Origin of the sequence: Gallionella capsiferriformans ES-2 (assembly GCF_000145255.1) — a bacterium.
GTDB classification, from domain to species: Bacteria; Pseudomonadota; Gammaproteobacteria; order Burkholderiales; family Gallionellaceae; genus Gallionella; species Gallionella capsiferriformans.
In genome coordinates this window covers 2,128,522-2,142,383 of the sequence record NC_014394.1, presented here as the reverse complement: position 1 = coordinate 2,142,383, position 13,862 = coordinate 2,128,522, and the positions used below count along the sequence as shown (strand labels likewise).

Genomic DNA, 13,862 nt, shown 5'->3' with positions numbered 1-13,862 from the left:
ATTTTTAAAACAATTGGGCCGGATTCTTCGGCCCAATTTCAATTAATCAGACGGTTTTTGACAGCGCTTCAAGCTGGCTTTGGAATTGTTCTATCGGTGCGGGTTTGCCGAAGTAATATCCCTGATAGCACATGCAGCCGTTCTGTTTTAAGAATGCCAGTTGCGCCTCTGTTTCAACGCCTTCAGCAATCACATTCAGCCGGAAATTCTGCGCCATCGCGATAATGGTTTTGACCATCACCGCATCGTTTTCATCGGTTGCAATATTGCGCACAAAACTCTGGTCGATCTTGAGCTGATCCAGCGGTAAATTTTTCAGATAGGAAAGCGATGAATAGCCGGTGCCGAAATCATCCATCGACAGTCTGACGCCGAGCGATTTTAAGGCGCACATCTTCTGCACAATGTCACTCACATCGTTCAGCACCACGCTCTCAGTGAGTTCGAGTTTTAAACGTTGCGGCACAATGCAGTACGCTCGTATGAGCTCAGCGATGTGTTCGACGAATCCTACCTGTTTAAATTGCTGTACGCTGACATTGACCGCCAGTATCAGGTTGCAGGTCATCGGTCTGTCAGCCCATACCGCCAGTTGCAGACAGGCCGTTTTTAGTACCCATGCGCCGACTTCGAGGATCAGCGAGGTTTCCTCTGCAATGGGAATGAAGTGTGCGGGCGATACCATACCGCGTATTGGATGTATCCAGCGTACCAGTGCTTCTGCGCCGATCGCACGACGGTCATTGTCGACTTGAATTTGGTAGTAAAGTTGCAACTGATCATTCGGCAGGGCATGGCGCAAGTCGTTTTCCAGCGTGACGCGTGCTTCGACGGCCTGCTGCATCAGCGGATCGAAAAAACGTACTGCATTGCGACCGGAGTCTTTGGCCTGATACATGGCCATATCGGCGTGTTTGAGCAGATCGTCCGTTGATTCCTCGATGCCGCGATATAAACACACGCCGATGCTGGGCGAGCTGTGATGATGTTTTTCTTTGAGCCGATAAGGAACAGAGAGTGCACTGCGTATTTTTTCGGCAATTGCGGCAATATGTTTCGAGGTTTCTTCGGCACGGGTATCAATCTCTTCGACCAGTATGACAAATTCGTCCCCCCCTAAGCGAGCAACGGTGTCGATTTCACGCACGCAAAGTTTGATGCGCTCGGCGACTTCGATCAGCAGGAGATCGCCGTAATCATGTCCCATCGTATCGTTGAGGGTCTTGAATCTGTCCATGTCGAGAAACAGCACCGCACCAAAGCGGCGGCTGCGTGCTGAGACCGACAGTGCAGCGTGTAAACGATCGAGCAACAGGCGCCGGTTGGGCAGGCGGGTCAGCGCATCGTAGAATGCCAGATTGCGAATTTCCTCCTCGGCGAGTTTGCGCTGTGTGATGTCGCTGAAAATAGCGACATATTCAGTCGTTTTTCCGTTTTCGTCACGCACGGCGGTAATCGTCATCCATTTCGGGTAAATCTGGCCGCTCTTGCGTTTGTCCCATATTTCGCCCCGCCACCTGCCAAGCGTCGTCAGTTGTTGCCACATCGCGCTATAAAATGATTTTTCATTGCGCCCGGCACTCAGGATACGTGGATTTTCTCCCAGCACTTCTTCCTGACTGTAGCCTGTGATGCGCTGAAATGCCTGATTGACTTTAATGATCGTGCCGTGGGCGTCGGTGATCATAATGGCTTCATGCGTTTCAAAAGCCGCTGCGGCAACCCTGAGTTGCTCTTCTTTTAACTTGCGTCCGGTAATGTTCCGCCCTGTGCCGCGCAGTCCAAGCAGGTGGCCGGCATCATCATAAAACGGCACGCCACTTACTTCTTCCCACAGGATCGCACCGCTCGGCGTGATGTCGCGATGTTGTAATTTGAAGGGTTGGTTTTTACTGATGGCGAGGTTGACGATGCGGGCTGCCATATCGATATCCTCAGGTGGCATAAACTCAGCAGGTGCGTGGCCCAGCAATTGCTCCGGTGTGTATCCTTTGACTTCGATCGACCGGTTCGAGACATAGGTATAGCCCAGATTGATATCGATTTCCCACAGATACTCCCCGGATGCTTCGCTGACGTCGCGTAATCGCTGTTCGCTGTAGCGCAGTGCAGCCTCGGATTTTTTGCGTTCTGTGATGTCGCGGTGATAGGCAATGTTGTATTCTTTATCGCCAAATTTGACGAAATTCGCCGAGACTTCGATCGGGAAAATAGATCCGTCGCGCCGTCGGTGGCGCGTTTCGATCGTGATGCCGCCCTTGTGCTGCAATTCATGCCAGTGCGCTAGCCACACGTCGGGGGGGAAGTCGGGATCCAGATCGTGGATCGTCATCGACAGTAATTCTTCTTTGCTAAAGCCGTGACAATGTAAGGCAGCTTCATTGGCGTAGCAAATGCGTGCCTGCTCATTCACCCAGAGTATGCAGTCGGGCGCATAGTCGCTGGCAAACTGGGTCAGCTCTAGCCGCTCTTCCATTTTCTTGCGTTCGGTGATGTCGACGAAGGTGCATACCACCTGTTCAACTTCATTATTCGGGTTCAGTTGCGGTGCGGCACTGACCAGCAGCCAGACGCGATCGCGTTTTGATGGACGATAGACCCCCATTACGACATCGTGAACCAGACTTTTAGTGGCAATGGACACAGGTACCGGATGCTCGCTGCCCGGGAAGGGGGAGCCGTCTTCGTGGATAACGTTCCAGTCCGGATCAAAAGAGGATTTACCCAATAGCTGTGCTTCGGAGAGTCCCAGCAGATCGAGCGCGATCTGATTGCAAAGTAAAATCTCGGCCCTTGCGGATTGCAGTAAGACGCCGACCTGCAGCTTATCAATCAGATTGCGCGCCTGTTGCTCGCTGTTTTTTAAGGCAGCTTCAGCCCGTTTGCGTTCTGTGATGTCGCGCGCGATACCAAATACACCGATCAGTTGCCCTGTATCGTCGTATACCGGTGTTTTAGAGGTTTCGAACAGGCCGCAATAGCCCGTATCTTTAAAGGTCAGCCATCCTTCATTGATACATACCGTACCGGTATTCATGGCAGCGCGATCATGTTCTCGAAATGAATCGGCCTGTTCGCGGCTGATAAAGTCGTAATCGGTTCGGCCAACGATTGCCGCTTCAGCCGTGCCGAGCATGCGTTCGACGACGGGATTGCAGGCAAGGTAGACACCGTCGGGGGCTTTGAGCCAGACCAGATCTTTGATCGTGTTGAACAGTGTGCGCAGTCGCGCTTCATCGGTACCCCGCGGATGCGGGTATTGCATTTCAGTCGATGGTACGGCGAGTGATCGTCCCGTCACACAGCGGGCTTCATGATAGGTTTGTTCGATGATAGACAGCAGGGAGCGCCAGCTGTCGATATCGGGGAGATGTTCTGCATCGAGCCCAAGCTCGTGCAGTTGTCTTAGCAGCAGCGGTTTGAACTCAGTGTTCATGCGCCAAAGCGTCATGCTGGATTTCGCTCACGCATAGATTGAAAAACAGCATTTATTCCTCTTCTGTAAAAAAACGGATCAGGCGATAATCATAGCATTAGCTAACGATTATCATCCGGCTGGATGATATGCTCTGCGTGTTAAAACAAATCGATTTTAACGCCGCTATCTTGAACCCGCTCAGTTGCCGAACGTACGCTGGCAAGCGCCGCATCAATTGCATCAGTCAGTTCCTGGTTAGCGCGCTCCATCAACTCAAAAACTTCGCTGCCCTGATTGCCGGCATGCAGCGATTGAACCGCGTTATCGATAGACTGAGTCATTTTTTTTGCCAGCATGCGTAGGGCGTTTCTGTGCGTTTCTGGCACTTGTTCTATTAATGCATCAATGCTGGCAAAATGCAGTTCGCTGGAATGGAATGCTGTTCTTGCGCGCGCCTGCCGGTAGGCCACCTGTTTCATGGTAAAGCTGTCAATTTTCGCCAGAGAGGCGACGGTCAGCGACTTGGCAAGCATCGATGAGGTGCTTGACGTCGCGGCGGCAGTGCTTACCTGATCAAGTTTTTCTTTGACACGATACGTGCTTTCCAGTGAGAGCTGTGTAGTCGCACTCATTGATTGTGCCGAACCTTGCATGCGGCTAGCCTCCGTAGCCACTGCGGTGAGCGACAGACGGATGTCACTGGAAAACACTGCCGTCATTTCCGATAGTTTGCGAACTTCATCGGCAACCACGGCGAAACCACGGCCTGATTCGCCGGCCCGGGCCGCTTCTATCGCCGCGTTGAGTGCCAGCAGGTTTACTTTTTTGACAATGACATCGATCTGCTGTGTGGCGTCAAGTGCCTTGTTTCCTTCATCGCTTAGCAGATTGACGGCCTGTTCGAGCGCGGTTGATTGTATCGACAGCTGTTCTATCTGTGCCGTAGCGGATCTGGACTCTTCCGCGCCTGCCTCGGCGGCTTGAGCAGACTGGCTGGCAAAGGCGGACAGACTGTCCACCACTTGTGCGACTTCCATTAAATCTTCCTGGCTGTGACCAAGGTTATCGAGTAGTCCTGCGCTGTTGATGCCATCGAGTTTGCCGCGGAATAGATCATCTTGAATTTGTTCCCGATGCACTGAAATCAGTTGCAATGCGCCATTCGTGAGTTGTACTGATCTTAAAAAATTGCCCTTGAGGCCGGCTTCTTCGATGAGTTCGATGTCGCCGCTCTGCCGGGTGATTTGTTCCAATGCACAGCTCATGTCATTGATGAAACGGTTAAGGGTGACGCTCATGTGCTGCATGGACAGCAATAGTTTGCCGGTCTCATCGTCACTGACGACGTTAATCTTAACTGAAAGGTCACCCTCGGTAATCCGGTTTGCAACATCAACGGCTTCGTTGAGCGGAGTTACGACGAAACGGCGTACGGCCCATTTGATCAGGAAAAAAAGCACCAGCTGCAACATGAGCTGGCCTGCGATCAGCGACAGAACGATGTTGTTCAGCAGTTTTAAATCGTCGCTCAGGTCAATCTCAATATCGGAGATGCCGTTGACAGTGCCCGCCTCAACTTCGTGACAGGACAGACAATCGGTGCCGTGGAAGTTGTGGCTTGCCACGTAGGGCGTCACGGCGCGGAACAGTCGGGTGCCATTTCGTTCGATAAACGTATAGGAGGGGCGCTTGTCGCTGATTGCATGTTGCTGTATTTCGTCAACGATTTTCTCGTTTACGGTGCCCGGTCCGAATTGCCGTGTAACCTGTTCGGTGCGTATCAGATTGAGCTTGGTAATATTGCCTGCGCTGGCAATTTTTTTAAGCAGCAGAGTGATGTTTTCGTGCCTGGTGATTTGTCCGGTTACCATCAGCATGTTGGCGCCGTCGATGACTTCATTGGCGATTTCCTCCGCCCGCTGTTGCACGGAATCGAGCATGATGTGCTTGATAGATTGGTACAGTGCAACGGTCGCGAATGACAGCAGCAGGAAAGTAATACTGTTAACGATCAGCAAAAATTTTGTCGTTAGTTGCAGGGTCTTGAAGGCGGAATGAAAGGTTTGATTATTCACGATATTGTTGATTAAAGTTTGTCGGTGCCGTTGGCCTAAAACAGCTCGATTTTTTTCACGGTTGTTTTCTTTTTCTCGGTCAGCATGCGTTCGTATTCCTGTTCAGCGCGTGCGACATCGATGGCGCTGGCCTGTGTGGTGGGAATCCTCCGGCAGTAGGCATCGCCATTCTGCGGAACAAACACCACTTTTCGCGACCAGGGGCCGCTAAAGTCAGAGGCAATCAGCTTGATGCCTTCGCGCTGCAACCATTCATTGGCAAATGCTGCATTGCGTTCGCCGATCGCCATGCGTATCGAGCTGATGATGGTGCCGCCACCGAAGGCTTTCGCCAGCAGGCGCGGCTTCTTTGCGCCCTTGCTAAGCAGTCCGTTGACCAGTACTTCCATCGAGTAGTCTCCATTGAGAATCACGTCGATGTCGGTGTTGCCGGTACTGGTGGTTGGCAGCAGAAAATGGTTCATGCCGCCCATTTTCAGGACGGGATCAAACAGGCAGACGGCAACGCAGGAACCCAGCAGGGTCGAGATAGGACGTTCAGCCTCGATTGCCCAGCCGCCGGGGTTAATATTGCGGGCGATACGCTCAAAATCCTTGCCTGTCTGATGGATCATGGTCTAGCTGCTTGAAAGTGGAATTAACTCAGTTTGAATTAACGTGGTCATTCTACAGGGATATGTAAGTTCGCGGTATGATGCGAGCCACGAAAATACAGAGTAATGGATGTATGATGCGCGCCATGAATAAACGTGAAATTTTCAAGCAAATCGCACTCGATATTGCCGAGGGTGAACTGGCTTTCCCGACCGGTGCACAGCTGGCCCTAAAACTGCGTCAGGCGCTCGATGATCCTGATTGCTCACTTGATGTCGCCGCCCGTCTGATACAGGCCGAGCCGCTGCTGGCCGCGCGGGTGATTGCCATCGCCAACTCTGTGCTCTACAACCGTTCCGGGCATGAGATCTCAGATGTGGAGATTGCCGTTATGCGGCTGGGATTTAATGTGGTGCGCTCGCTTGTGATGGCGCTGGTCGCGCGGCAGATGGCCGGCGTGTCGACCGATCCGCGCCATCGTGAACTGGTGGACCAGCTCTGGCAGCACACGGCACATGTTGCCGCTTTAGCGCAGGTTGTCGCACGGCACGTCACGTTGCAGAATCCGGAAACGGCGATGTTCGCCGGCATTATTCACGAAATCGGCGGTTTTTATATGCTGTCGCGGGCGGATGAATTCCCTGGCCTGCTTGAAGGCGATTTCTCCGACTGGATGGATTACGGCGAGGAGATGATAGGCCGAGCGGTACTCAAAAAACTTTCAATTCCTGAAGCCGTTTTAGATGAAATGGACGTGTTCTGGGAGGGATTTTTAGCCCTGCCGCCGGAAACGATGGCCGATACACTGCTGCTCGCCGAAGAACTGACTCCCGTGACGTCTCCGTTGCATCAGCTTGACGGTATGGCGGCGGGGCAGATGCAGACGGCTCAGATTGAAATGGTGATCGGCGAGGAAACCCTCAGCCGTATTCTCAATGAGGCGATGGAAGAGGTCGGTTCGCTGAGTCAGGCTCTGCAATTTTAGACGAGAACTATGAGTTACCAAATTAACGATACGGAATTTAAGCGTTTGAGCGGTCTGCTCTACGATATTGCCGGTATTTCGCTGTCTGACGCGAAAAAAGTATTGATGACCGGTCGCCTGTCCAAGCGCTTGATCGCGCTCGGTCTCGATACCTACACGCAATATTATAAATACGTTACCGATCCCTCTCATGCTGATGAACTGCGCTTTATGGTCGATCTGTTGACTACGAATGAAACGTATTTCTTCAGAGAGCCGCAGCATTTCGAATTTCTTAAGGAGATACTTCCTAAGAGCACAGAGCGCGGCGATGTGTACCATGTATGGAGTGCCGCGGCCTCCATCGGTGCTGAGGCCTACACTATCGCTATGGTGCTGGCCGACAAACTGGGGGTGGACGGAGCATGGGAGATACTCGGCACGGATATCAGTCATTCGGTATTAGAGCATGCGCGGCGCGGCCATTACCGTCTGGCGGAAGCAGAAAAAATACATCTGCCCTACCTGAAAAAGTTTTGCCTAAAAGGGCGCGACGATCAGGTTGGCACTTTTTTGATTGATAAGAAATTGCGTCAGCATGTGCGCTTCGAACAGCTCAATCTAAATGTCGAAGGCATGAAAAAAATGGGCGAATTCGATGTGATATTTTTGCGCAATGTATTGATCTATTTCGATATCCCGACGAAGCAGCGGGTGGTGGCTAATTTGATACGCAGTTTAAAATCAGGTGGCTATCTGATTGTGGGGCATTCAGAGTCGTTAAACGGAATTACCAATGTGCTGACTGCTGTTAAGCCGACGATCTATAGAAAACCCTGAGCATGAATGTGGTTACGCCTGAACGTGAGGTTTACCTTAAACCGGGCGATTTTTGCTTCGGAGAAGGGCGCTTGCGCATCACGACCTTGCTTGGTTCTTGTGTCGCTATCGTGCTGTGGCATCCGATTCTGTTGCATGGGGGCATGTGTCATTTCATGTTGCCGGGTCGCAATAAGCCGCGGGGTAATTTGCCGCTCGACGGCAAATACGGTGAGGAAGCCATGGCGCTGTTCATGCAGGAAATCACGCAGCGCCGCACTAAACCTGCAAGTTATCAGGTGCATATTTACGGCGGCGGCAATATGTTTGGCGGGCGGGCGGCCAGTCCCACCGACATCGGTTTTCAGAATATCGAGTGTGCACACAGCTTGTTGAGTCAATATGGTTTTACGCTTGATTATGATCATCTGGGCAGCTTTGGTCACCGCAAGGTGATGTTCGATGTGTGGAGCGGTGAAGTGGGTCTGGTTCATGTTGATCACAGAAATTCAGGAAAAAAATGAGTAAAATCAAAGTGTTGGTTGTTGATGATTCCGCTGTGGTCCGGGAGGTTGTCAAACAGGTGCTCGAGTCTGATCCGGGAATCACAGTGTATGCGACGGCGATGGATCCGATTTTTGCGATGGAAAAAATGAAGCTGCAGTGGCCGGATGTCATTGTGCTCGACATCGAAATGCCGCGCATGGACGGCCTGACTTTTCTGAACAAGATTATGAACGAGCGGCCGACCCCGGTGGTCATTTGTTCTACGCTGACCGAAAAAGGGGCGCAGGCGACCATGCAGGCACTGGCGGCGGGCGCGACCAGCATCATCACCAAGCCCAAGATGGGGGTGAAACGCTACTTGCAGGAAGATGCGTCCAATGATCTGGTCGGGGCAGTTAAGGCTGCTGCGCGTGCGAATATGCGTCGCTTGACCAATACACAGCAAAGGCCGCCCGTGCCCAGTCAAAAGCTTAATGCCGATGCGATTTTGCCCCCGCCCGGTGCTGCACGTTTAGGGATGACCTCCGAGCAGATCGTGGCCATCGGCACGTCAACCGGCGGTACTCAGGCGTTGGAGGCGGTGTTGACCGCGCTGCCGCGCGTGTGCGCCGGTATCGTGATTGTGCAGCATATGCCGGAAATGTTTACCGAAGCCTTCGCCCAGCGTTTGAACAGTCTGTGTCAGATCGAGGTGAAGGAGGCTAAAAATAATGACCGCGTGATTCCGGGGCGCGCCTTGATTGCGCCGGGAGGGAAGCACATGCTGCTCAAGCGCAGCGGGGCGCAATATCACGTTGAGATCGTTGAGGGGCCGCTGGTCAACCGGCATCGTCCGTCGGTCGATGTCTTGTTTCGTTCGGTAGCCAAATTTGCCGGCAAAAACGCGCTGGGTATCATTATGACGGGGATGGGGGACGATGGTGCCAGAGGATTGAAGGAGATGCGCGATGCCGGTGCGTATACTCTGGGGCAAAATGAAGATTCCTGTGTGGTGTATGGCATGCCCAAGGAGGCGATGAAGCTGGGGGCGGTCTGTGAAGAGCTCCCGCTGCAACAGATCGCCGGAAAAATCAGCGCAGTTCACGCCATGGTGTCGGGACGATAGCGAGTCTATGCAGTTGGTTTAAAACGCCACAAAATCAGGATGTTTACAGTGCCGATGGCAGAGCGTTGCGCCGATCGTTCAGTTTTAAATTGTAAACGGCTAAGCTTGCTGGAGTCATAAGATGGAAGCGTTCGCGAGACGCGCAGATTATCGCCCCTGTCGCTGTTGTCGCGATTCTGATGATAAGGAGACCACGTCAGAGTGGCTTACAAAGAAACTCGGCCTCCCAGAGCAATGAAAAGTTGAAAATTATCTATGGTCAATTATCAATTGACCATTTCTTATATTCCGTTATAATCCGCGCCCCTGCAAGACCGATAGTCGGTTTTGCAGCCTTGCTCCACCGTCTCGCATGGCGGGGGGCGTTTATAACCACAAGGAGATGTAATGCGACATTACGAAATCGTGTTTATCGTGCATCCTGATCAAAGCGAGCAAGTGCCTGCAATGATCGAGCGTTATCGCACATTAGTAACAGCAAAGGGCGGTCAGATTCACCGTCTGGAAGATTGGGGCCGCCGTCAATTGGCGTACGCAATTCAAAAAATTCACAAAGCACATTACGTGCTGATGAATATCGAATGCAATCAGGAAATTTTGGATGAACTGGAACACGCGTTCCGCTTCAATGATGCCGTTCTGCGTCATCTGACCGTTAAGACCAAGGCTGCTGTTACCGTTCCATCGGCAATGATGAAGGAAGAAAAATCCCGTTCAGTGCTGAGTGAAGAGGTTGTTCAGGCTAAAGAAGAAAGCGTAGAAGCTTAAATCTGGTCGCTTAACCGGGTTCGCGCTTGCGCACCGGTTGGGTTTATCAACATTTGGTAAAAGGGAACATCATGGCTCGTCCATCTAGCAAAAGTACTGATGACAAAAAGAAGCGTTTTTCACGCAACAATCTGTTCAAGCGTCGCAAATTCTGCCGCTTCACAGTTGAGAAGATCGCAGAAGTAGATTACAAAGATGTGAATATCCTGAAGGAATTCATTTCTGAAAATGGCAAGCTGATTCCAGCACGTATCACCGGTACCAAGACACGCTACCAGCGTCAATTGAGCACTGCAGTGAAGCGCGCGCGTTTCCTGGCTTTGCTGCCCTATACTGATTTGCACTAGGAGTATCGGACATGCAAATAATTTTGATGGAAAAAGTCATTAACCTGGGTTCTTTGGGTGATGTTGTTAATGTCAAGAACGGTTACGCTCGTAACTTCTTGATCCCACAAGGTAAGGCAAAGCGCGCAACGACAGCTAATATGGCTGAATTTGAAGTGCGTCGCGCTGAAATCATTGCGGCTGATAAGGCTAAGCTGGCTGATGCGCAAGCACGCGGCGAAAAGCTGGCAGGCGCAACGGTACAAATCTCGCAAAAGGCCGGTGTTGATGGTCGTTTGTTCGGTTCTGTGACCAATGCTGACATCGCGCAAGCGCTGGTTGCATCAGGTTTCGAAGTCGACAAAGCGCAGGTTCGTACAGCTGATGGTCATCTGAAGTCAGTTGGCGATTACACCGTGAGCATTCAGTTGCACACCGATGTTACCGTGGAAATCACTGTTTCTGTTTTAGGCGAGCACTAAGCAGTTGCTTTGCAGCTGGCAGATGAATCTGCGCAGTGAGTAATCACCTCGCAGAGGCGTTGAGTAAACTGTAATGCAAAATAAGTCCCCGAAGAAATTCGGGGATTTTTTTTGTCTTAAATTTGGCTGTCCTTTTGATTGCGCGCCAGTTATATCCGGTGCCCGGCAGGTGCAGAGTTGACGAAATGAAGGGGGTTCAATGGCGCGTCATAGTTAATCCAAGATACACAAGGTGTGGGATTTGACCTACAATCCGCAGGTGAATGCTGACGTGGCACTCATTTCCTAGTCCGGAGCGAAAATGATACACAGCAGCAAACCCTTCTCACTTGCCTTTGACAGGCATGACTTCAGCCGCGGTGAGGTGATTATCGGGTTTTTTGTCCTGTTAGGCGTCCACTTCACCACCTACTATAACTATCTGCTGTTCCATAATTTATCTGAACTCTTTAGCGTAATTATCGCAATTACGATATTTATTATCGCCATCAATTGCTGGCAATCCATACAAAATCAATACCTCTTATTTATTGGGGTCGCGTATTTATTTATCGGTTTTGTCGATATCCTGCATGCCCTATCTTATAAGGGGATGGGGGTTTTTAAAGATTACGACTATTACGCGCCTCAATTTTGGATCGCGGCCAGAGCGATGGAGTCAATCAGTATGGTGATTGGTCTTTATTTCTTGAGCAACGGAAAAAAACTGAGCCGAAATTTTCTTATGATCGTGTTCTTAATAGCCACAACGCTGTTAGTCTCTTCGATTGTCTACTTTAAAATTTTCCCCGAATGCTTTGTGCCCGGGCAGGGTTTGACGCCCTTTAAAAAAATCATGGAGTACCTGATTTCCGGCACGCTGTTGCTGAGTCTGGTTATGCTTATTCAAAGGAAGCAGTTTTTTGATGAGCGAGTGTTGAGATTGGTTGTCTGGTCGATTGCCGTCACCATCCTCATGGAGATGTGTTTTACACAATACAAATCAGTGGGGATGAACGACGCGATGAATCAGGTCGGGCACCTGCTTAAAATTGTCGCATTTTATTTTATTTATAAGGCCGTCGTCGTGACGGGGCTGACCGATCCGATCAATCTATTATTTCGCAAGCTCAAAGATAACGAAGAAGCGTTATTGCAAGCGCAGCAGTTAGCTCGCCTAGGGCGATGGGAGTGGAATCCATCGACAAATGAGTGTCTGCTGTCAAAGGAGGCTTTGCAGTTTTTCGATTTTCCCGATAAGCGCGCCTACTCGCTGAACGAGGTATTCGCCCGTATGCAGGTTCAAGATCAGCAGGCTGTCGACGCGGCCATGCGGCGTTTGCAGCAAGGCGGGGACCCCTTTGAGTTGAAAATTAGTATCACACATAGTGAGCCTCATCGTTTTGCGCAGTTGCGCGGTGCCGCGGTGCGGGATGACACAGGACTGGTGATTCGTGTTTCGGGAACGTTACAGGACATATCCGATGAACAGCGTTTGCAGGAGGTGCTGTCCGTTGCGAAAGACAAGGAGAAATTTGAGCTGCTGTTGCAAACTGCCGGTGATGGGATACATCTGCTTGATGCCGGAGGTAATGTCGTAGAAGTCAACGACATGTTTTGCCATATGCTGGGCTACACTCGGGAAGAGCTGTTGAAAATGAACGTGGCGCAGTGGGACGCGAATTTCTCCCTTCAAGCGCTCGCTGAGAAGTTGAAAGAGAATTTTACGCAAAGCAATCTCTTCGAGACTAAGCATCGTCGGAAAAATGGTGCCATCATCGACGTTGAGATCAGTGCTAAGGCCATTAGTTATGGCGGAGTGCCGGTGCTGTGGAATGCGTCTCGCGATATTTCCGAACGTAAATATGCAGAAGAGAGAATGAAGCGCACTAATGCGGAATTGGAGCAATTCAGTTATGCGGTGTCTCACGACATGCGTCAACCCTTGCGGATGGTAGCCAGCTATCTGCAATTGCTTGAATTGGAGTTGGGGGAGACGCTCGACGATGAAAAGCGCAGTTATTTCAACTACGCGGTTGATGGCGCTAAACGAATTGACCGCATGCTCGAAGCCTTGCTTGATTATTCACGGATCGGTAGATCGGCAGATCCGTTTATCCCGGTGGATTGTCGGGGGGCGCTTGATGAGGCCATGAAATATTTGCAGCCGGATATTCTCGATGCGCAGGCGGACGTGAGTATCGCGGGAGTGTGGCCTGAACTTTTTGCTAGCAGGGATGAATTGGTACGCTTATTTCAGAATCTGATTGGCAATGCGGTTAAATATCGCGTTGCCGGTCGGCCGGTAAAAATTTCGGTGACGAGTAAAATCGATTCTGGCGAGTGGAGTTTATGTATTGAGGATAACGGGGTCGGAATCAATCCTGTGCAAATCAATCGTTTGTTTAAAGTATTTCAGCGTTTGCAGACGCGGGATGACTATGAGGGAACCGGCATCGGCTTGGCGCTGTGCCGAAAAATTGTTGAGCACCATCACGGTGAAATCTGGGTGGAATCTGACGGGGAGGGGCAGGGGTGCCGCTTCTATGTGAAGTTACCTGTCAATCACGCCGTTGATACGTCATTGCCAGGTTTTAAGAAATGAAAAAATCCTGTTCGCCACCTTTTGACGACGAACCTGCTGAATTGCTTGAGCGGGCGTTTAGTCAAAACAAGATCCCGGCTTGCTGTCAATGAGCGCGGCAATAAATGGTATTCAGTTCTGCAAAAAGTGGGGGGCGTCGCAGTATTCCGCAGCGCGAGTTCTCCTGTTCTCAACAGGGAGGCGTTCCTTTTTAATTTCTGAATTTTCCGCGCAGCAGGGT

At 51.0% G+C, this 13,862-nt stretch carries 11 protein-coding genes; 8 read left to right on the top strand and 3 right to left on the bottom strand.

Features of this window, described 5'->3' with window-relative positions; translation table 11 throughout:
* Positions 1 to 46: 46 nt before the first annotated feature.
* The 3 genes from GALF_RS15070 to GALF_RS09825 form a co-directional block, all read right to left on the bottom strand.
* Complete coding sequence (locus GALF_RS15070) at positions 47 to 3,436, bottom strand: sensor domain-containing protein (RefSeq protein ID WP_190274069.1); 3,390 nt, start codon at positions 3,434 to 3,436, stop codon at positions 47 to 49.
* Between the two features lie 140 nt (positions 3,437 to 3,576).
* A complete protein-coding gene (locus GALF_RS09830; protein ID WP_013293907.1) occupies positions 3,577 to 5,493 on the bottom strand; it encodes a methyl-accepting chemotaxis protein in 1,917 nt (638 codons plus the stop codon).
* A gap of 35 nt (positions 5,494 to 5,528) precedes the next feature.
* Positions 5,529 to 6,107: a chemotaxis protein CheD gene (locus GALF_RS09825; protein ID WP_013293906.1), complete on the bottom strand. Its 579-nt coding sequence runs from the start codon at positions 6,105 to 6,107 to the stop codon at positions 5,529 to 5,531.
* 125 nt (positions 6,108 to 6,232) lie between these two features.
* Here GALF_RS09825 and GALF_RS09820 point away from each other — a divergent pair, with 125 nt between their 5' ends.
* The 8 genes from GALF_RS09820 to GALF_RS15065 all read left to right on the top strand — a co-directional run bounded on the left by GALF_RS09820 (position 6,233) and on the right by GALF_RS15065 (position 13,642).
* Positions 6,233 to 7,072 (top strand): HDOD domain-containing protein, encoded by an 840-nt coding sequence (locus GALF_RS09820; RefSeq protein ID WP_041938445.1) that lies wholly within the window; start codon positions 6,233 to 6,235, stop codon positions 7,070 to 7,072.
* 9 nt (positions 7,073 to 7,081) lie between these two features.
* Positions 7,082 to 7,891 carry a CheR family methyltransferase gene (locus GALF_RS09815; protein WP_013293904.1) on the top strand — a complete coding sequence of 270 codons (810 nt, stop codon included), beginning with the start codon at positions 7,082 to 7,084 and terminating at the stop codon, positions 7,889 to 7,891.
* A gap of 2 nt (positions 7,892 to 7,893) precedes the next feature.
* A complete protein-coding gene (locus tag GALF_RS09810) occupies positions 7,894 to 8,394 on the top strand; it encodes a chemotaxis protein CheD (RefSeq protein WP_013293903.1) in 501 nt (166 codons plus the stop codon).
* On the top strand, positions 8,391 to 9,482 hold the full coding sequence (locus GALF_RS09805; protein ID WP_013293902.1) for a protein-glutamate methylesterase/protein-glutamine glutaminase: 1,092 nt from the start codon (positions 8,391 to 8,393) through the stop codon (positions 9,480 to 9,482). Before GALF_RS09810 ends, GALF_RS09805 begins: the two co-directional genes overlap by 4 nt.
* Before the next feature lie 387 nt (positions 9,483 to 9,869).
* Complete coding sequence (gene rpsF, locus GALF_RS09800; RefSeq protein ID WP_013293901.1) at positions 9,870 to 10,250, top strand: 30S ribosomal protein S6; 381 nt, start codon at positions 9,870 to 9,872, stop codon at positions 10,248 to 10,250.
* Positions 10,251 to 10,321: 71 nt separating this feature from the next.
* Complete coding sequence (gene rpsR / locus GALF_RS09795; RefSeq protein WP_013293900.1) at positions 10,322 to 10,597, top strand: 30S ribosomal protein S18; 276 nt, start codon at positions 10,322 to 10,324, stop codon at positions 10,595 to 10,597.
* Positions 10,598 to 10,608: 11 nt separating this feature from the next.
* Positions 10,609 to 11,058, top strand: a complete 450-nt coding sequence (rplI, locus tag GALF_RS09790) for a 50S ribosomal protein L9 (protein ID WP_013293899.1) — start codon at positions 10,609 to 10,611, stop codon at positions 11,056 to 11,058.
* A gap of 301 nt (positions 11,059 to 11,359) precedes the next feature.
* Positions 11,360 to 13,642: an MASE3 domain-containing protein gene (locus GALF_RS15065; protein ID WP_013293898.1), complete on the top strand. Its 2,283-nt coding sequence runs from the start codon at positions 11,360 to 11,362 to the stop codon at positions 13,640 to 13,642.
* Positions 13,643 to 13,862: the final 220 nt, after the last annotated feature.